We start from the raw sequence: 17,373 nt of genomic DNA, 5'->3' as shown, positions 1-17,373 counted from the left end.
GTCATAGGCGGCATCGAACGGAAGCGGGCGGCGACGGAAGCCGAGCTCGACAAGCGCACCGCTCACGCGGTGCATGGCGTGCAGACCGGCGGTGTTCGGCCGGTGCCAACGCCATCCTGCCGGTCACTTCGCGGCATCATCCATCCAGCTTCCCGCCAGCGCCTGAAACAGCGCCGCCGTATCGGCAAGCCGATCGGCCTGCGCGCGAGTGCGGTCGAGCGCCGACTGCAGCGTCTGCCGCTGCGCGTCGAGCAGGTCGAACGTGCTGATCCCGCCCGCCGCGTAACGGTCGCCGGCAATCGCGTTGCGTGCCGCCGCTTCCTGCGCGGCCGTGTCCCGCGCCTGCAGCTCGGTCGCGTCGTGCTCGACCGCGCGCATCGCGTCGGCCACCTGCTGAAGCGCCTGCAGCACGGTTTCCCGATAGCTCGCGAACGCGGCGTCGTACGCCGCTTCGGCCGCGCGTTTCTTCGCGCGCAGCTCGCCGCCGTGAAAGAGCGGCTGCGTCAGACCTAGGCCGACGTTCCACACATTCAACCCGCTCACGATATCCGCGATGCGCGTGCGCTCCGAGCCGATCCCCGCCGAAATCGAAAAACGCGGATACAGGTTCGCGGTGGCCACGCCGACGTTCGCGCTCGCCTGGTGCAGCATGGCTTCCGCCGCGCGGATGTCGGGCCGTTCGCGCGCGAGCGTCGACGGCAGCGTGACGGGCAGCGTGCGCGGCAGCACGAGTGCATCGAGCGCGAGGTCGGGCAGCATGACGCTGGACGGCGGCGCGCCGAGCAGGATCGCGAGCCGGTGGCCGGCCTGCGCGAGGCGGGCTGCGAGCGGCGGCAGCGATGCCTGCGTCTGCGCGAGCAGCGCGCGTTGCGCATGCACGTCGGCCTGCGACACGCCGCCCGCCGCGTAGCGCGCTTCGACGATGCGCAACTGCCGCGCCTGCGCGTCGACCAGCTGCTGCGTGAGCGCGACCTGCTGCGCGAGCGACGCGCGCAGGATCGCGGTGGCGACGACGTTGCCCGCGAGCGTCAGGCGTGCGGCGTCGAGCGTGTACGCCTGATAGTCGACCTGCGCGCGCAGCGCTTCGAGCGCACGCCGGTTGCCGCCGAACACGTCGAGCACGTACGACACGCTGACCGACGCGTCGTACAGCGTGAACGGCCCCGGATTCGGCACGTTGCCCGGCAGCCCGAACGCGGCGATGTCGACCTTCTCGCGCGTGCCGGACAGGTTCGCGTCGACACGCGGCAGCATCGTCGCGCCGGCTTCGGCCGCATGGTTCTGCCGCGCTTCGTCGAGCCGCGCGCGGGCCTCGGCGAGCGTGGGGCTGTTTTGCCACGCGGTATCGACGAGCCGGTTCAGCGGTTCGGAGCCGAACTCGGTCCACCAGTGTTGCGGCGCGTGCGCGGCCGATGCGAACGTCTGCGCGTCGCCGGCCGGGCCGCCGGCGGCCGCCGTCGTGACGGGCGGCTCATCGCGGGTGTACTGCTGCGTGGCCGGTGCGTCGGGCGTGCGGAAATCCGGCCCGACCGCGCAACCGGCGACGAGCAGCACAGCGGCGGCCAGCGTAACGCCGCGGGCAGCGATGGAGGCGCGATGCGAAGCCGGTTTCATCGTGCGGCACCTAATCGAGCGTGCGCCGGTAGAAGCGCAGCGCGATGCTCATCACGACGACGGTGAACAGCGCGACCGGCCACACGGACGGCCACAGGTCGGCCCAGCCGTTGCCCTTCAGCAGGATGCCGCGCACGAGGCGGTTGAAGTAGGTGAGCGGCAGCAGGTTGCCGATGAACTGCGCCCACTTCGGCATCCCGGCGAACGGGAACATGAAACCGGACAGCAGGATGTTCGGCAGGAAATAGAACACGGCGAGCTGCATCGCCTGCAACTGGTTCTGCGCGAGCGATGACAGCGTGATGCCGACCGTCAGGTTCGCGGCGATGAACAGCAGCGCGGACAGGTAGATCGCGAACACGCCGCCGACGAACGGCACGACGAACACGAACCGCGCCGCGACGAGGATGATCGACACCTGGATCAGCCCGATGAACACATAAGGGACGATCTTGCCCGTCATCACCTCGAGCGGCCGCACGGGCGTCGCGAGCAGGTTCTCCATCGTGCCGCGCTCGCGTTCGCGCGTGATCGCGAGGCCCGTCATCATCACCATCGTCATCGTCAGGATCACGCCCATCAGGCCCGGCACGACGTTGTACTGCGTGATGCCTTCCGGGTTGTACAGCCGGTGCAGTACGACGTCGAACGCGGCCGGGCGGCCGTTCAGGTGCGCGAGCGGCCCCGTCAGGTCCTTGTTCGCGACGGGCTGCACGAGGCCCGGCAGCGCGCCGATCGCCGACGCGGTTGCGACGGGGTCGGTCGCGTCCGCCTCGACGAGCAGCGACGGACGCTCGCCGCGCAGCAGCCGCCGCGAGAAATCGGCCGGCACGCTCAGCACGAACTGCACGTCGCCGCGGGCGAGCGCATGCCGGCCGGCCGCTTCGTCCGGCAGCGTCTCGACGATGTCGAAGTACGCGGAATTGCGCATCGCGGCGATGAAGCTGCGCGCGAACGGGCTCGAATCGGCGACGATCACCGCGGTCGGCAGGTGCTTCGGATCGGTGTTGATCGCGAATCCGAACAGCGCGAGCTGGATGATCGGCACGCCGACGATCATCGCGAACGTCACGCGGTCGCGGCGCAACTGCAGGAATTCCTTCAGCACGATGCTCCACCAGCGCGCGACCGAGAACGATTCGCGCAGGCCCGCCCACGCGTTCATGACGATGCTCCGCCGGGCGGCCCGGATGCGCGACCCATCATGAAGATGAAGACGTCCTCGAGCCCGGTGTCGATCGGCGCGACCTGCAGCGACGCATCGTCGCTCGCGACCCGCGCGAGCGTCGCGTCGAGCGCGGCGCGATCGCGGCCGCTCACGTGCAGCGCGGAACCGAATACGACGGTTTGATCGACACCCGGCATCGTGCGCAGCCGCGCGGACAGTTCGGTCAGGTGCTCGCCGGTGATCGTGCGCGTCGACAGGTGCTGCGACGCGACGATCTCCGCCGACGTGCCTTGCGCAAGCAGTTCGCCGGACGCGATATAGGCGAGCTTGTGGCAGCGCTCGGCTTCGTCCATGTAGTGCGTGCTGACGAGCACTGAAATCCCTTGCGCGGCCAGCCGGTGCAGTTCCTCCCAGAAGTCGCGGCGCGCGGCCGGATCGACGCCGGCGGTCGGCTCGTCGAGCAGCAGCAGTTCGGGTTCGTGCAGCATGCACGCGGCCAGCGCGAGGCGCTGTTTCCAGCCGCCCGACAGCGCGCCCGTGAGCTGGTCCGCGCGGCCCGCGAGTCCGAGCCCGTCGAGCGCGCGCGCGACGGCCGCCTTGCGGTCGGGCATCCCGTACACGCGCGCGACGAAATCGAGATTCTCGCGGATCGACAGGTCTTCCCAGTACGAGAAGCGCTGCGTCATGTAGCCGACGTGCCGCTTGATCTGCGCGCTGTCGCGCACGATGTCGTAGCCGAGGCAGGTGCCGCTGCCCGAGTCGGGCGTGAGCAGGCCGCACATCATCCGGATCGAGGTCGTCTTGCCGCTGCCGTTCGGCCCGAGAAAGCCGAAGATCTCGCCGCGCGCGACGCGCAGCGAGACGTCCTTCACGACGTGCTTGTCGCCGAAGCGCTTGTTCAGGCGATCGACGTCGATCGCGTACGGAGCGGCCGGCGCGTTCATTGCACCCTCACGGCGACGGGCTGGCCAGGATGCAGCTTCGGCGCGTCGGCGACGGCGGGGCGCGCCTCGATCATGAACACGAGCTTGGTCCGGCTCTCGTTGCTGTAGATCACGGGCGGCGTGTATTCGGCCTCGCTCGACACGTAGGTGATGCGCGCAGGCACGTCGTCCGCGCAGCCGTCGCAGCGGATCGCGACCGCGTGCCCCGGCGCGAGCGAGGCGATGGCGGCTTCCGGCACGAAGAAGCGCACCTTCAGGTTCTGCGGCGGCAGCATCTGCACGACCGGATTGCCGGCCTGTACCCATTCGCCGACGCGGTACAGCGTGTCGTACACGCGCCCGGCGGCGGGTGCGGCGACGCGCTTCTGGTCGAGCTTCCATTGCGCTTCGGTGACTGCCGCCTGCGCGGCGTCGACCTGCGCGGCCTGCGCGGCGACCTGCTGCGCGCGGCCCGGCAGGCGCGCGACGTCGACCTGCTTCTGCAGTTCGTGCATCTGCGCGGCGGTGGTTTGCGCGGACGTGCGCGAATCGTCGAGCTGCTGCTTCGACAGGCCGCCGGCCGCGTACTGGCGTTCGTCGCGCGCGAGTTGCGCGGCGGCCCGTGCGGCCTGCGCGGTGGCCTGCACGAGCTGCGCCTGCGTGACGGCGACTTCCGGCGGACGCTTGCCGGTCTGCAGGTCGGCGAGCTGCGCACGCGCCGCGGCGAGCTGATGCTGTGCCTGCAGCAGCGCGGCCGTTTCGTTCGCGGCTTCGAGCGAGAACGCGGGCGTGCCGGCGGCGACGGCCTGGCCGCGTGCGACCGACAACTGCGTCAGCGTGCCCGATTGCGACGACGACAGGTACACGAATTCGCCTTCGACATAACCCTGGTAGGTCGTGCCGTTGTCCGTCGACCGTCCGCAACCGGCGAGCAGCGCGAAGGCGGCGAGCGCGAGCGGCAGCGCGCGGGCCGCGTTCACGACGGCCTCCGCGGCGAGCGCGTCCGCGCACGCGGCGCGGCGGCCGGCGGCCGCAGGCCGGAACCGAGCAGCGCGCGGACGTGCCGGTGCAGCACGTCGCGATCGATCGGCGGCAGGCCGCGTGCGCTTTGCCACAGTTTCGCGGTCGCCAGCGGCAGCATCACGAGCGCGATGATCGAATGGAACATGAACGCGGGTTCCAGCGCGGGGTTCAGCGTGCCGGCCTGCTGCGCGGCACGGATGCGTTCGGCGAAACGCCCGACATGCTCGAGCGGAATGCGCCGGACCATCCGCTCGCGCAGCAGCCCGCCTTCATGGACGATCTCGCGCAGCCAGATCGACGGCAGCCACGGCATGCGATGCGTGACGTCGAAGAAGCGGTCGACGAGTTCGGCGACGAGCGCGAACGGATCGTTCTCGATTTGCGGCTCGGTCGGCCGCCACACGAACGCGATGACCTGCGCGAGCCGTTCCTCGACGATCGCGTCGAGCAACTGCTCGCGGTTCGTGAAGTAGTAGTGGACCATCGCGGACGTGACGCCGGCGGCGGCGGCGATCTGCGCGACCGTCGTCGCGGCGATGCCGTGCTCGGCGAACAACTGCATCGCGACGTCGAGCATGTGGTCGCGCAGGTCGAAATCGTCCACCGACGGGCGGCGCCCGCGCGGCCTGGCGACAGTGGATTTCGCGTTCATGCAGACGACGCTAATTGATGAGTTAGTTAATTTCAAGGAAGGGTTTTCGCCGGCGTTGATCGAGATCAGACGCGCGTCGAATGGCGGCGCGGACGAGCGCGGAAGCGGCGCGGCGGCGGGTAGTGTGCCGGCGGCGGCGTGTAGGGAGCGGCTAATGGGGAAACAGCGGAGGGGAAACAGCGGAGGGGAAACAGCGGAGGGGAAACAGCGACAAGCAGCGGAGAAAGCAGAGAAACTGCACGGAACCGGAAGGAAAACCGGTCGCGAAACGGAGGCACGGACCGCAACGGCACGCGCCTCCGAAACGTCGTCACTGATTGATCGGCGACTTCAGCGGCTCGTGTTCGCCGGTCAGACCGAACACGACGAGCTGCGCGGGCTCGGTCGCACTCGCGTTGCGCGACACCTGGTGACGCGAGCCGGGCGCCTCGTACCAGCCTTCGCCGGCTCGGTAGCGATGCAGCGGGCCGCCGTTCACCTGCGACAGCACTTCGCCTTTCGACACGACCGCGAACACCGAGCCGAGGTGCCGGTGCGCGTCGGAAGCCTGGCCGGGCGCATAGTCGACGGTCGCGACGACGACGAGCTTGCCCGGCGCTTCAGGCACGGCCTGCCGCATGATCGCGTGCACGTTGTCGCCGGCGTCGTGCGCATGGGCGGCGGCCGGCAGCGCGGCGCCGAGTGCGAGCCCGGCGCACAGGGCGGCTCGCTTGAGCGTGGAGCGGATCATCGTCGTCTCCTTACTCGGGCATCTTGCGGAACGCGATCGCGAAGCGGTTCCATGTGTTGATCGTCGCGATCAGCATCGACAGGTCGAACAGCTCCTCGTCGCTGAAGTGCGGCTTCACGGCTTCCCAGACGGCGTCGGGTACGTGATTGCTGGCCACCAGCGTCAGCGCCTCGGTCCATTCCAGCGCCGCGCGCTCGCGCTCGGTGAAGAACGGCGTTTCGCGCCACACGACGACGGTCGCGAGACGGCGGTCGGTTTCGCCGCCCTTGCGCGCGTCGCTGGTGTGCATGTCGACGCAGAACGCGCAGCCGTTGATCTGCGACGCGCGCAGGCGGACGAGTTCGGCGAGCGGCTTCTCGATCGAGCTCTTCGCGATGAAGTCCTCGGCGTTGCGCATCACCTTGATCGCATTCGGGCTGGCGGTATAGAAGTTCAGGCGCGGTTGCATGGCAGGTCCTTTTTCGGTTGGTGCGCACGGTGGCGCGACAGGACCCACTTTAAGACCCGGATTGGCCTGCTTGAATAGCCAATTCTATGGAAATTCAGGTAACCAGTGCCGGGACACCGAAACTGCCCGAACCCAGCAGCCCGGCCAACCTCGCGAGCGCCGCATCGATGCGCAGCGCGTCGATCCCGCCATAGCCGAACAGCAGCCCCGCGCGGACCGGCACGCCGACATGGAACGCCGAGATCCCGTACAGGCCGATGTCCTTCTCGCGCGCCGCGCGGACCAGCGCCGCTTCGTCGAGCCCCGGCTTCAGGTGCGCGGCGAGGTGGATGCCGGCGGTCGGCACGATCGCGTCGAACCACGGCGCCAGTTCGCCGCGCAGATGCGCGATCAGCATCTTGCGGCGCGCATCGTAATGCTTCTGCACGCGCTTCAGGTGCCGCGCGAAATCGCCTTCGAGCATGAAGCGCGCGAGTGCCGCCTGCGTCAGCGTGCAGGTGTGCCAGTCGACGATCTGCTTCGCCTTGGCGAGCGCGCCGCGCAGCGCACGCGGCGGAATCGCGTAGCCGATCCGCAGTTCGGGAAAAATCGTCTTCGAGAACGTGCCGACGTACGCGACGAGGCCCGTGCGGTCGAGGCTCTTCAGCGATTCCACGGGCCGGCCTTCGAAGCGGAACTCGCCGTCGTAGTCGTCCTCGATGATCACCGCGCGGCGGCGCTGCGCCCATTCGAGCAGCGCGATGCGCCGCTCCAGCGTCATCGGCATCCCGAGCGGGAACTGGTGCGATGGCGTCACGTAGACGAGGCGCGCTTCGTCGGGCAGCCGTTCCGTGACGAGGCCGTGCGCATCGACCGGCACGCCGATCACCGTCGCGCCGAGCGACGCGAACGCGGCGCGTGCCGGCGGATAGCCCGGGTCCTCGACCGCGACCACGTCGCCGGGCCGCACGACGACGCGCGCGAGCAGGTCGAGCGCCTGCTGTGCGCCTTGCGTGACGAGCACGTCGTCCCAGCTGCAAGCGACCGCGCGGCTGAACGCGACGTAGCGTGCGATCGCGCCGCGCAACTGCGGATCGCCGGCCGGGTCGTGGTACTGGCCGGGGCCGCGCGCCTGCTGGCGCAACGCGTGATGCAGGCAGCGCCGCCACGCATCGAACGGGAACAGCGTCTTGTCGGTCACGCCGCCGCGGAAGTCGAAGCCGGGCGAATCCTGCGGCGCGGGCATCGCGAGCGCGTCGGGCAGGTCGTTCCACAGCGCGCGTGCGTCGACCGCGTCGATGCGCGGCGTGGCCTCGACGAGCGACGGCGCCGACATGGCCGCGGCGTGCGGCACGCGCGCGAGGCCGTCGGCGACGAACGTGCCGTCGCCGGCACGCGTATTCAGGTAGCCCTCGGCGACGAGACGCTCGAACGCGTCGAGCGTCGTCTTGCGCGATACGCCGAGCTGCTTCGCGAGATCGCGCGTCGACGGCAGCCGTGCGCCGCCTTCGAGACGCCCGTCGACGATCGCGGTGCGCAGTTGCCGGAAGATTTGCCCCGTCAGGTCGTGGCGGCCTTCGATGCGGATCGCGATGTCCATCGCAGTGGTTACCTCGATTGGTGCTGTTTTGCCGGAATCGGTGTGCCGCCAGTATGCCGCCGGCGCGCGCGTTCGGGTTGGCGGGATGTTGTGTCCGATGCGGTGCGAGAGCGGCGATCGAGCGTGCGAAACCGGCGGGCCATTCGAGCGGAACACCCAGTGAAGCGACGTTCGCCCGACACCCATCCGTCCATCCGCCCATCCGCCCATCCGCCACATCGAACGCCGTCCGATTGGACCGCCGCCCGCCGCTGCCTTACGATCCACGGGAGCCACGACAATCCCAGACCCACCCCGAACCGGAGCGACCCCATGCTGTCCGAAGACGAACTTGCGCTGCTCGACGCGATCCGCGCGACCGGCAGCCTGTCGCGCGCCGCCGCGCGGCTCGGCAAGGCGCCGTCGACCGTGTCGCACGCCGCGCGCCAGCTCGAAACGCGTTTCGACGCGCTGCTGTTCGACCGGCGCGGCTACCGCCTGCAGCTCACGCCGGCCGGACAACTGCTGGCCGACGAGGCGGCGCGGCTGGCGCTGGACGTCGCGCGGCTGACCCAGCGCGTGCGGCAGGTCGCGAGCGGCTGGGAGGACCGGCTGTGGATCGTCAGCGACGAGGTGCTGGAGTTCGACACGCTGCTGCCGGTCGTCCGCGCGTTCGACGCGCTCGATTCGGGCGTGTCGCTGCGCTTCACGCACGAGGTGCTCGGCGGCACCTGGGAAGCGCTGCGCGACGGTCGCGCGGATCTGGTCGTCGGCGCGACCAACGAGCCGCCGGCGATCCCCGGCTTCAAATGGTTCGAGCTGGGTGCGATGGAATGGGTATTCGCGGTGTCGCCGCGCCATCCGCTTGCATCCGCGAGCGACGCGCTGACGCGCGACGCGATCGGCGCGCATCGTGCGGTCGTCGTCGCCGACTCGTCGCGGCGCGCGGCCGGCCGCGCGTATGGCCTGCTTGGCGGACAGGCCGTGCTCGCGGTGCCGTCGATGCGCGCGAAGATCCTCGCGCAGCGCGACGCGCTCGGCGTCGGCTGGGTGCCGCGCCGGCGCGTGGCGTCGCTGCTCGCGCGCGGCGAACTCGTCGAGAAACAGACGGCCAACCCGCGCGAACCGAACGTGCTGTATGTCGCGTGGCACGGCGATCGCGACGGCCGCGCGCTGCAATGGTGGCTGGAGCAATTGCGCGAGCCCAGACTCGCGCAGCGCCTGCTCGACGGGATCGACGTGACCGGTTGAGCATGGGAAAAGGGGCGAATCGCCCACTCAAACACGTTCGACGATTTCGAACATGTTCGCCGCGCACGTCGTACGGCAACACAGGTCGCCGCGCGCATCCTGTGTTCACGGTCAACTCACCGGTTCACAGGAGAACATCATGCAACGCTTCGAAGGAAAAACGGTCCTCGTCACGGGCGGCAACAGCGGCATCGGCCTGGCGGCCGCCAACGCATTCGCAGCCGAAGGCGCGCGGGTCATCATCACCGGGCGCGACGCGCAGACGCTGGAAGCCGCACGGCAAACGCTCGGCGAAGGCGCGCTCGCGATCCGCAACGAGGCCGGCAGCGTCGCGTCGGCCCGCGCACTGGCGGACGCGATCGCCGCCGCGGGCGCGCGGCTCGACGCGGTGTTCATCAACGCGGGCGTCGCGAAACTCGCGCCGTTCGCCGACAGCGACGAGGCGATGTGGGACCTCGTGTTCAACACCAACGTGAAGGGCGCGTATTTCCAGATCCAGTCGCTGGTGCCGCTGCTGAACCGCGGCGCCTCGATCGTGATCAACGGCTCGATCAACGCGCATATCGGGATGCCCGGCTCGTCGGTGTACGCGGCGAGCAAGGCGGCCGTCAATTCGTTCGCGAAGACGCTGTCGACGGAACTGCTGCCGCACGGCGTGCGCGTGAATGTCGTGAGCCCGGGGCCGGTTCAGACGCCGCTGTACGGCAAGCTCGGGCTCGATGCTGCAACGCTCGACGAGACGGCCGAGAAGATCAAGGGCCTCGTCCCGGTCGGCCGGTTCGGCACGCCGGACGAAATCGCGTCGACGGTGCTGCACCTCAGCGCGCCGGAATCCGCGTTCATCGTCGGCGCGGAGATCATCGCGTCGGGCGGGATGGGATTGCTCTGAGCCGGGAAACCGGCGGGGACCGCACCGACCGGCGCAACGCCGGGCGGACGGTCCCCGTCACATGCGGGAAGGGCGACGCTCTCGAACCGCACCTATCGCATCTATCGCGTCGTGCAGGCGTTACGCGTATCGCCGCCGGCTTCGAGCTGCGTCACCGTGAGCCCCGAGAACGTCGCGCGGCCGTGCTCGGCAAACACCGCGACGCGGTCCGCGTCGAGCGGCGGAAAGATCAGGTCGGTGAGCGTGACGCGGCCGCCGTTCGCAAACACTTCGACCGACCCGCGATCGACGACGATTTCGAGCCGCAGTTGCCCGTGTTCGAGCGGCAGGTCGACGATATGCTCGCGGCTGAACGTGCCGGCGAAATTCGCTTCGCCGGACTGAGAGCGGTCGAGCGTCAGCGTGCGTTTCGCCGTGTCGTACACGATCCGCGTGCCGGTCGTGCCGTCCGCCGAGCGCCGGACGATCAGGCCCGCGCGTGCCGCACGCTGCGGCGCAATCGTCACCGTGATGCGTTGCACGACGCCGCGCGTCGCAGCCGACAGCTCGCGCGTGGCGGACTCGACCGCGAGCTCGCCTTCGTGCACGGCGGGCCGGCCGTCCGCCCACGCGTCGAACGCGGCGGCCGGCGCGGCGACGAGCCGGGGTTCGCCGTCGATCGTCTTCAGCGCCAGCTCGCGCGGCAGGGTCGTCGCGCCGCGCCACGGCGTGGTCGGCACTTTAGCCGCGTAATCCCAGTTGCTCATCCACGCAATCGCGACCGGCCGAGTGCCGGGCGCGCCCGAGAAGGTGCCTGCGGCATAAAAGTCGGCGCCGTGATCGACCCAGCGGAATCGGGCGGGATCGGAACCGGCCGGCGCGACGCGATCGGGCGTGAACGTGCGGCCGTCGAAGTCGCCGACGAAATACATCGCGCCCGAGCCGCCCGCGATCGACCACGGATTCACATTGACGATCATCACCCACTTGATGTGTCGGGGATCGCCGTCGAGCGGCAGCGGCACGAGGTCGGGCATCTCCCACAATGCGCCTGCATGCGGCACGTCCGGTAACGTGAAGTCGCTCAGGAACGACCAGTGGATCAGGTCGTCGGAGCGATAGAGCTTGACGACCTGCGCGTCGGCGACGACCGTCGTCATCAGCCAGTAGTGCCCGGGCGCGTACCACGACACCTTGGGGTCGCGGAACTGCTTCGATTCGGGATCGAGCGTGAGCACGGGGTTGTGCGCGTAGGGCTGCCACGTCGCGCCGTGGTCGACGCTGTACGCGAGCGACTGCGCCTGCGTGCCGGGCGCGTGGCCGGAGCCGTCCTTGTAGACGCTCGTGTAGAGCGCAACCAGCGGCGTCTTGCCTGGCGACCCGAGGCCCGACGTGTTGTGCGTGTCGGCGACGATCGAGCCGGAGAAGATTTCCTCGGTGGCGTTCGCACGCATCGCGACCGGCTGCTCGCGCCAGTGAACGAGATCGGTGCTGGTCGCGTGGCCCCACGACATGTTGCCCCAGTCGTTGCCGAGCGGGTTGTACTGATAAAACAGGTGGTAGCGGCCGTTGTCGTAGACGAGCCCGTTCGGATCGTTCATCCAGTTGCGCTGCGGCGTGTAATGCAGCGCGGGGCGCCATTGCGGCGTGCCGTTTTCGGTCGATGCAGCGCAGGGCGCGGCGGCGGCCTGCGTGCAGGCGGCGCCCGCCGCACAGGCGAGCAGCAGCCGGGCGATCCGGAAGGAAAAGCGGAAAAACGTCGATCTCATGCGGGGTTCCGTGCTTCGGCGCGCGAAGCGGGAAAGGAGGGCGCGTGCCGCTTGCAAAGGCGGCACGCGCGATCTGCGGAAGAAAAAAAGCGGCGCGCACGCGACACGCGCGATATGCGCCGCTTCAGCGCTTGCGGGCGGTGCCCGCCGCGGCCGTTACGGACCCGTTACGGGCGGGTGCCCGGGCCGTCGTTGTGGTCGGCGCCCGTCGCCGGCAGGTTCGCCGGGATGTCGCCGTAACCGCCGAGCCCGCCGCGTCCGTACGCGCGGTCGACCGCCGTCGACGTGCCGTTGATGTTGACCTTCACCGTCGGCGCGAGCGTGCCGCCGCGCCGCGGGCCGATCGCATCGATGAACGACTCGACGAGCCCGCCCGGCATCACGTAGTGCGAATACGACTGGAATTCGCGCGGGTTCTGGTTAGGATCCTGCGAATACGGCGCGCCGGCCGGTGCGGAGAAGTCGGTCGGGTTGCCGAGCACGAGGCCGCTGCCGCCGTTCAGCGGCAGGAAGTCGCTGCGGATGCCGTTGCCGACGAAGCCGTACACGCCGTCCGGCCCGTCGACACCCGCGGCCATCGTCGTACGGTGGCTGATCGTGAACAGGTAGTACTTGCCGTCCTTCAGGTAGATCTGCGGGCGCTCGGTCTGGTCGTCGACGCAATTCGCCGACAGGATCGGCGGCAGGAACTTCCATTCCGTCAACTGCGGGTTCGTCGCGACCGCGAGGCCGACATTGGCCTTTTGATACACTGCGCCCGAATTCATCACCGCGTTGAGATCTTCCTTGTACGGATCGTTCGGCGCGTAGCCGAGATCGGCCTCGTTGCAGGTGCGTGCGCCGCGCTGGCCGCCCGTATTGCCTTCGAACACCATGTAGGTCTTGCCCGGGTGCGCGGGATCGGTGAACACGAACGGATCGCGGAACGAGAAGTAGGTATTCTGCTGGCCGGTCTGGTAGTAGTTGCCGTCCGGCTGCAGCAGCGCCTTGTGATCGTCGAAGCCGCTGAACCACACGTGCTTGTCGTCGGCGTGGATGTGGCCGTCGGCACGCGTGATGATCGCCTGCGGCGGCGTGATGTCGGCACCGCCGGGCGCCGAGCGGTTGAACGACGTCGCGGTGTAGTAGAGGCTGACGTTGTCGCCGTGCGTGAGGCGCGCCGAACCCGACCATTCGGCGTTGTTGGTCATCGGCGCGGTGCCGAACACCTTGGCGCTCGCGCCGTCCGGGAACAGGTGGCCGCCCCAGGTCCAGCCGCCATTCGCGGGGCGCTGCGACGCGGGGACGCCCGCGCGGCGGTAGAAGAAGCCGATGCGCGCGTGGACGTGGCGGTCATCGAACGTGTAGCCCGCGTGCGGATCGGCGGTGAGCGAGAAGATCACCTCCCAGCCCTTGTAGCTGAGCTGGTTCGCGCGCAGGTCGGCCAGCGGCCAGGTATCCCAGACCCACACGTTCGAGTTGATCAGCGGGAAATCCTGCGGGATGTCCGGCATCGTCAGCGCTTGCGGCAGCGAGTTCTTGTCGGCGCCGGCCGTGTGCGACTGTGCGACGATCTGGCGGATGTCCGCGCGGGTCCAGCGCATCGTGAAGTTGCCTTCGGGATCGTAGGCCTGCTGCGTATGCGGCGTGGGTGCGGGGGCGCCGGCGCTCTGCGCGTGCGTGACGGACGAAGCGGACGCGAAGGCGGCCAGTGCCGCGCCAGCGAACAGCAAACGTTTGGCCGCATTCGCGCGGCAAAAAGGAAAGTGTTTCATCTCGGCGTTATTTCAATTGACGGTGAAAGGGAACGGCTGAAGGTGGCATCGATGTCCAAACCGGTTTGGATACTATTTCAAACCGGTTTGGAACGCAAAAGATATTTATTTGACGGTAATGCTTACCAAATGGAAATAATTACCCGATTAAGGTGTTCGGGCATCCGGCGTCCAGGCATCCTGGCGGCCGGCCGGAGCGGCGAAAACAAGGAGCGACGGTGAAGGTGAACCTGAAGGCACTATCGGATGCGCTCGGGCTGTCGCGGACGACGGTCAGCCGTGCGTTGAACGGTTACGACGACGTCAGCGAGGCGACCCGCGAGCGCGTGGCGAAGGCCGCCCGGGAAATGGGCTATGTGGCGGACCCGACCGCGCGCCGGCTCGCGACCGGGCGGGCGGACGTGATCGGGATCGTCTATCCGTTCGGTGCGGGCGATCTCGGCGATCCGCGTTTCGGCGAGGTCGTCGCGGGCATCACCGAGCGGCTGGCCGAGCGCAATCTCGATTTCATCATCGCGTCGGCGCGGCCGAATGCGGAACTGGACACCTATCGGCGGATCGTCGACGGCAAGCTCGTCGACGGGCTGATCGTCGCGCGCACGCTCGTCGACGATCCGCGCATTGGGTACCTGCAGTCGAACGCGTTTCCGTACGTCGCGTACGGCCGCACGCAAACGGCCGCGCCGTATGCGTGGTTCGATTTCGACAACGAGGCGGGCGCGCGCGATGCCGTCCGCCGGCTGACGGGTTTCGGGCATCGGCGCATTGCGATGATCAGCGCGCCGCTGGCGCTGAATTTCGCCGCGCAGCGTCGCGCAGGCTATCTGTCGGCATTGAGTGAGGCCGGTATCGAGCCGGATCCGGCGCTGCTCGTCGAGTGCACGTTTACGCACGACGGCGGGCTGCAGGCCGCGCGGGCACTGCTCGCGCGCGCCGAGCGGCCGACGGCGCTGCTGGTCGACAACAACATCGCGGGCGGCGGCGCGTTTCGGGCGCTCGCGGACAGCGGGTTGCGGCTGGGGCAGGACATCTCGCTGATCGTCTACGACGGCGTGCCGCCGGACATCGCGCATCCGCATCGCGTGACGGCCGTCATCCAGCCGACCGGGCACGCGTCGGGACGCGCGCTGGCGGAATTGATGCTGAGACGGCTGGACGACGGTGTGCGCGAGCATCGACTCGAGGCGCCGGTAATCGAGGCCGGCGATACCGACGGTCCGTTGCGCGGCTAGCCGGCGCGACGGGCCCGGGCGGGGCGCGATCGGTGGCGGACGTTGCCGGATCGCGCCCGGCCGAAAAGGCCATGACGGCGACAGGGGCGAATGGCCATTTTCTAGACGACTGGTCTAATCCGCGGATATCATCCGTCCCGTGAATGCGACGACGTCCGCTGACGCGTGCCAACGAAGACGCGAAATTGCCATTTCGCGCTGCGATGCCGATCGTGCAGCGACCGCCGTCGTTTTATTTGGGATTTTTCTAGACGACTGGTCTAATAGGCGCGTACGGCATTCGGATACGCGAGTCGCACGTTGACGCGCCATAGCGGACTAACCGACAGGCGCACCGTGCAGACTGCCCCGGTTGCGCGGCAGCGTTCCCCCCATTTTCGAAGGAGTTTCGATCATGAAGATTCTGGTTGTCCTGACCTCGCACGACACGCTCGGCGACACCGCAAGAAGACCGGCTTCTGGCTCGAGGAACTGGCCGCGCCGTACTACGCGTTCAAGGATGCGGGCGTCGAGCTGACGCTGGCTTCGCCGAAGGGCGGTCAGCCGCCGCTCGACCCGAAAAGCAGCGATCCGTCCGCGCAGACCGACGCGACGCGCCGCTTCGACGCCGATCCGGCCGCCAAGGCCGAACTCGCCTCGACGCGCAAGCTGACCGACGTGTCGGCCGACGATTACGACGCGGTGTTCTACCCGGGCGGCCACGGCCCACTGTGGGATCTCGCCGAGGATCTGCATTCGATCGGCCTGATCGAACGCACGCTCGCGGCCGGCAAGCCGGTCGCGGCCGTCTGCCATGCACCGGGCGTGCTGCGTCACGTGAAGAACCCGGCAACCGGCGAATCGGTCGTGCGCGGCAAGCGCGTGACGGGCTTCACCAACAGCGAGGAAGCGGCCGTCGAGTTGACGGAAGTCGTGCCGTTCCTCGTCGAGGACATGCTGAAGACCAACGGCGCGGAATTCGAGCGCAGCGCCGACTGGGCGCCGCATGTCGTCACCGACGGGCTGCTGATCACGGGGCAGAACCCCGCGTCGTCGGCGCCTGCCGCCGAGGCGCTGCTCGCGAAGCTCGGCCACCGGTAAGCACCTGGCGCCGGCCGGGCCGGCGCCGTTCCGTATCCGTCGCCGGGCGCAGCCGCGCCGACGACGGCCCGCATCGTTCCGCCGTGCGCGACGCGCGGCGAGTTCCCGGTCATTTCGTAGAACCAAGCAAAGGAGTTGTGGATGTCTGCCCTGTTCGAACCGTTCAAACTCAAGGATGTCACGCTGCGCAACCGCATCGCGGTGCCGCCGATGTGCCAGTACGTCGCCGAAGACGGCGTCGTCAACGACTGGCATCACGTGCATCTGGCCGGCATCGCGCGCGGCGGCGCGGGCCTCGTGATTGCGGAAGCGACGGCTGTGTCGCCGGAAGGGCGCATCACGCCGGGCTGCGCGGGGCTGTGGAACGATGCGCAGGCCGAAGCGTTCGCGCCGTCGGTCGCGGCGATCAAGGCGGCCGGCTCGGTGCCCGGCATCCAGATCGCGCACGCGGGCCGCAAGGCGAGCGCGAACCGTCCGTGGGAAGGCGACGACCATATCGCCGACGGCGATCCGCGCGGCTGGCAGACCATCGCGCCGTCGGCCGTGCCGTTCGGCGCGCATCTGCCGAAGGTGCCGCGTGAAATGACGCACGACGACATCGCCCGCGTGCAGGCCGACTTCGTCGCAGCGGCGAAGCGCGCGCGCGACCTGGGCTTCGAATGGCTCGAACTGCACTTCGCGCACGGTTATCTCGGCCAGAGCTTCTTCTCGGTGCATTCGAACCGGCGCGACGACGAATACGGCGGCACGGCCGAGAATCGCGGCCGTTTCCTCGTCGACACGCTCGCGGCGGTCCGCAAGGTATGGCCCGAGCATCTGCCGCTGACCGCGCGCCTGGGCGTGATCGAATACGACGGCCGCGACGAAGAGACGCTCGCCGAGTCGATCGCGCTCACGCAGCGGATGAAGCGGGAAGGGCTCGACATGCTGAGCGTGTCGGTCGGCTTCTCGACGCCCGACGCACGGATTCCGTGGGGCCCGGCGTTCCTCGCGCCGATCGCCGAGCGCGTGCGCCGCGAGGCCGGGCTGCCGGTGTCGTCCGCGTGGGGGATCGACACGCCGCAACTGGCGAACCGCGTGGTTGCCGAAGAACAGCTCGATCTCGTGATGGTCGGCCGCGCGCATCTGGCCGATCCGCACTGGCCGTACTACGCGGCGAAGCAGCTCGGCGTCGAGCGCCCGTCGTGGACGCTGCCCGCGCCGTACGCACACTGGCTCGAGCGTTACCGGATCGCCGACAAGGTGGCCTGAGCGGGCGCGGCAGCGTAGCGCCGGGGCGGCCCGCGCATGATGCGCGTCGCCG

The 17,373-nt window shown here is 69.0% G+C and carries 14 protein-coding genes and 1 pseudogene; 5 read left to right on the top strand and 10 right to left on the bottom strand.

Annotated features, from left to right (window positions below; translation table 11 throughout):
* Nucleotides 1–123 precede the first annotated feature (123 nt).
* The 8 genes from ACM6JT_RS10240 to ACM6JT_RS10205 all read right to left on the bottom strand — a co-directional run bounded on the left by ACM6JT_RS10240 (nucleotide 124) and on the right by ACM6JT_RS10205 (nucleotide 8,137).
* Entirely contained in the window at nucleotides 124–1,614 is a 1,491-nt protein-coding gene (locus ACM6JT_RS10240) for an efflux transporter outer membrane subunit (RefSeq protein WP_414856412.1), read from the bottom strand.
* A 10-nt stretch (nucleotides 1,615–1,624) separates the two neighbouring features.
* Nucleotides 1,625–2,779 (bottom strand): ABC transporter permease, encoded by a 1,155-nt coding sequence (locus ACM6JT_RS10235; protein WP_131948358.1) that lies wholly within the window; start codon nucleotides 2,777–2,779, stop codon nucleotides 1,625–1,627.
* On the bottom strand, nucleotides 2,776–3,726 hold the full coding sequence (locus ACM6JT_RS10230) for an ABC transporter ATP-binding protein (protein ID WP_414856411.1): 951 nt from the start codon (nucleotides 3,724–3,726) through the stop codon (nucleotides 2,776–2,778). Before ACM6JT_RS10230 ends, ACM6JT_RS10235 begins: the two co-directional genes overlap by 4 nt.
* A complete protein-coding gene (locus ACM6JT_RS10225; RefSeq protein ID WP_414856410.1) occupies nucleotides 3,723–4,685 on the bottom strand; it encodes an HlyD family secretion protein in 963 nt (320 codons plus the stop codon). Before ACM6JT_RS10225 ends, ACM6JT_RS10230 begins: the two co-directional genes overlap by 4 nt.
* On the bottom strand, nucleotides 4,682–5,380 hold the full coding sequence (locus ACM6JT_RS10220) for a TetR/AcrR family transcriptional regulator (RefSeq protein ID WP_414856409.1): 699 nt from the start codon (nucleotides 5,378–5,380) through the stop codon (nucleotides 4,682–4,684). Before ACM6JT_RS10220 ends, ACM6JT_RS10225 begins: the two co-directional genes overlap by 4 nt.
* 310 nt (nucleotides 5,381–5,690) lie before the next feature.
* Nucleotides 5,691–6,110, bottom strand: coding sequence for a cupin domain-containing protein (locus tag ACM6JT_RS10215; RefSeq protein ID WP_414856408.1), 420 nt, complete (start codon nucleotides 6,108–6,110; stop codon nucleotides 5,691–5,693).
* 10 nt (nucleotides 6,111–6,120) lie between these two features.
* Nucleotides 6,121–6,558, bottom strand: coding sequence for a carboxymuconolactone decarboxylase family protein (locus tag ACM6JT_RS10210; RefSeq protein ID WP_175748478.1), 438 nt, complete (start codon nucleotides 6,556–6,558; stop codon nucleotides 6,121–6,123).
* Between the two features lie 94 nt (nucleotides 6,559–6,652).
* Nucleotides 6,653–8,137 carry a PLP-dependent aminotransferase family protein gene (locus tag ACM6JT_RS10205; protein ID WP_414856407.1) on the bottom strand — a complete coding sequence of 495 codons (1,485 nt, stop codon included), beginning with the start codon at nucleotides 8,135–8,137 and terminating at the stop codon, nucleotides 6,653–6,655.
* 312 nt (nucleotides 8,138–8,449) lie between these two features.
* Between ACM6JT_RS10205 and ACM6JT_RS10200 the strand changes: the two genes are divergently transcribed.
* Together ACM6JT_RS10200 and ACM6JT_RS10195 are read left to right on the top strand one after the other, a co-directional pair.
* Nucleotides 8,450–9,367, top strand: coding sequence for a LysR family transcriptional regulator (locus tag ACM6JT_RS10200; RefSeq protein WP_034179642.1), 918 nt, complete (start codon nucleotides 8,450–8,452; stop codon nucleotides 9,365–9,367).
* A gap of 139 nt (nucleotides 9,368–9,506) precedes the next feature.
* Nucleotides 9,507–10,256: an SDR family oxidoreductase gene (locus tag ACM6JT_RS10195; RefSeq protein ID WP_034179641.1), complete on the top strand. Its 750-nt coding sequence runs from the start codon at nucleotides 9,507–9,509 to the stop codon at nucleotides 10,254–10,256.
* A gap of 101 nt (nucleotides 10,257–10,357) precedes the next feature.
* Here the strand turns inward: ACM6JT_RS10195 and ACM6JT_RS10190 are convergent, their stop codons facing one another.
* Together ACM6JT_RS10190 and ACM6JT_RS10185 are read right to left on the bottom strand one after the other, a co-directional pair.
* On the bottom strand, nucleotides 10,358–12,004 hold the full coding sequence (locus tag ACM6JT_RS10190; protein ID WP_414856406.1) for a glycoside hydrolase family 32 protein: 1,647 nt from the start codon (nucleotides 12,002–12,004) through the stop codon (nucleotides 10,358–10,360).
* 167 nt (nucleotides 12,005–12,171) lie between these two features.
* Nucleotides 12,172–13,758 carry a glycoside hydrolase family 68 protein gene (locus tag ACM6JT_RS10185; RefSeq protein WP_414856405.1) on the bottom strand — a complete coding sequence of 529 codons (1,587 nt, stop codon included), beginning with the start codon at nucleotides 13,756–13,758 and terminating at the stop codon, nucleotides 12,172–12,174.
* Nucleotides 13,759–13,976: 218 nt separating this feature from the next.
* Between ACM6JT_RS10185 and ACM6JT_RS10180 the strand changes: the two genes are divergently transcribed.
* The 3 genes and pseudogenes from ACM6JT_RS10180 (at nucleotide 13,977) to ACM6JT_RS10170 (ending at nucleotide 17,321) form a co-directional block, all read left to right on the top strand.
* Nucleotides 13,977–14,990, top strand: a complete 1,014-nt coding sequence (locus tag ACM6JT_RS10180) for a substrate-binding domain-containing protein (protein WP_034179638.1) — start codon at nucleotides 13,977–13,979, stop codon at nucleotides 14,988–14,990.
* A gap of 394 nt (nucleotides 14,991–15,384) precedes the next feature.
* A pseudogene (locus tag ACM6JT_RS10175) lies at nucleotides 15,385–16,070 on the top strand (type 1 glutamine amidotransferase domain-containing protein).
* A 141-nt stretch (nucleotides 16,071–16,211) separates the two neighbouring features.
* Complete coding sequence (locus tag ACM6JT_RS10170) at nucleotides 16,212–17,321, top strand: NADH:flavin oxidoreductase/NADH oxidase (RefSeq protein WP_131948368.1); 1,110 nt, start codon at nucleotides 16,212–16,214, stop codon at nucleotides 17,319–17,321.
* Nucleotides 17,322–17,373 lie beyond the last annotated feature (52 nt).

It is taken from the genome of Burkholderia sp. IT-111MI5, assembly GCF_949752865.1.
GTDB classification, from domain to species: Bacteria; Pseudomonadota; Gammaproteobacteria; order Burkholderiales; family Burkholderiaceae; genus Burkholderia; species Burkholderia pyrrocinia_C.
Note: the sequence above shows the minus strand (reverse complement) of the source record. Positions and strands in the feature narration are given on the sequence as shown.

What these genes read in the sequence shown, in the direction of transcription:
- ACM6JT_RS10240 (WP_414856412.1), bottom strand. Translation starts at nt 1,614, where the DNA reads ATGAAACCGGCTTCGCATCGCGCCTCCATCGCTGCCCGCGGCGTTACG.
- ACM6JT_RS10235 (WP_131948358.1), bottom strand. Translation starts at nt 2,779, where the DNA reads ATGAACGCGTGGGCGGGCCTGCGCGAATCGTTCTCGGTCGCGCGCTGG.
- ACM6JT_RS10230 (WP_414856411.1), bottom strand. Translation starts at nt 3,726, where the DNA reads ATGAACGCGCCGGCCGCTCCGTACGCGATCGACGTCGATCGCCTGAAC.
- ACM6JT_RS10220 (WP_414856409.1), bottom strand. Translation starts at nt 5,380, where the DNA reads ATGAACGCGAAATCCACTGTCGCCAGGCCGCGCGGGCGCCGCCCGTCG.
- ACM6JT_RS10215 (WP_414856408.1), bottom strand. Translation starts at nt 6,110, where the DNA reads ATGATCCGCTCCACGCTCAAGCGAGCCGCCCTGTGCGCCGGGCTCGCA.
- ACM6JT_RS10210 (WP_175748478.1), bottom strand. Translation starts at nt 6,558, where the DNA reads ATGCAACCGCGCCTGAACTTCTATACCGCCAGCCCGAATGCGATCAAG.
- ACM6JT_RS10205 (WP_414856407.1), bottom strand. Translation starts at nt 8,137, where the DNA reads ATGGACATCGCGATCCGCATCGAAGGCCGCCACGACCTGACGGGGCAA.
- ACM6JT_RS10200 (WP_034179642.1), top strand. Translation starts at nt 8,450, where the DNA reads ATGCTGTCCGAAGACGAACTTGCGCTGCTCGACGCGATCCGCGCGACC.
- ACM6JT_RS10195 (WP_034179641.1), top strand. Translation starts at nt 9,507, where the DNA reads ATGCAACGCTTCGAAGGAAAAACGGTCCTCGTCACGGGCGGCAACAGC.
- ACM6JT_RS10190 (WP_414856406.1), bottom strand. Translation starts at nt 12,004, where the DNA reads ATGAGATCGACGTTTTTCCGCTTTTCCTTCCGGATCGCCCGGCTGCTG.
- ACM6JT_RS10185 (WP_414856405.1), bottom strand. Translation starts at nt 13,758, where the DNA reads ATGAAACACTTTCCTTTTTGCCGCGCGAATGCGGCCAAACGTTTGCTG.
- ACM6JT_RS10170 (WP_131948368.1), top strand. Translation starts at nt 16,212, where the DNA reads ATGTCTGCCCTGTTCGAACCGTTCAAACTCAAGGATGTCACGCTGCGC.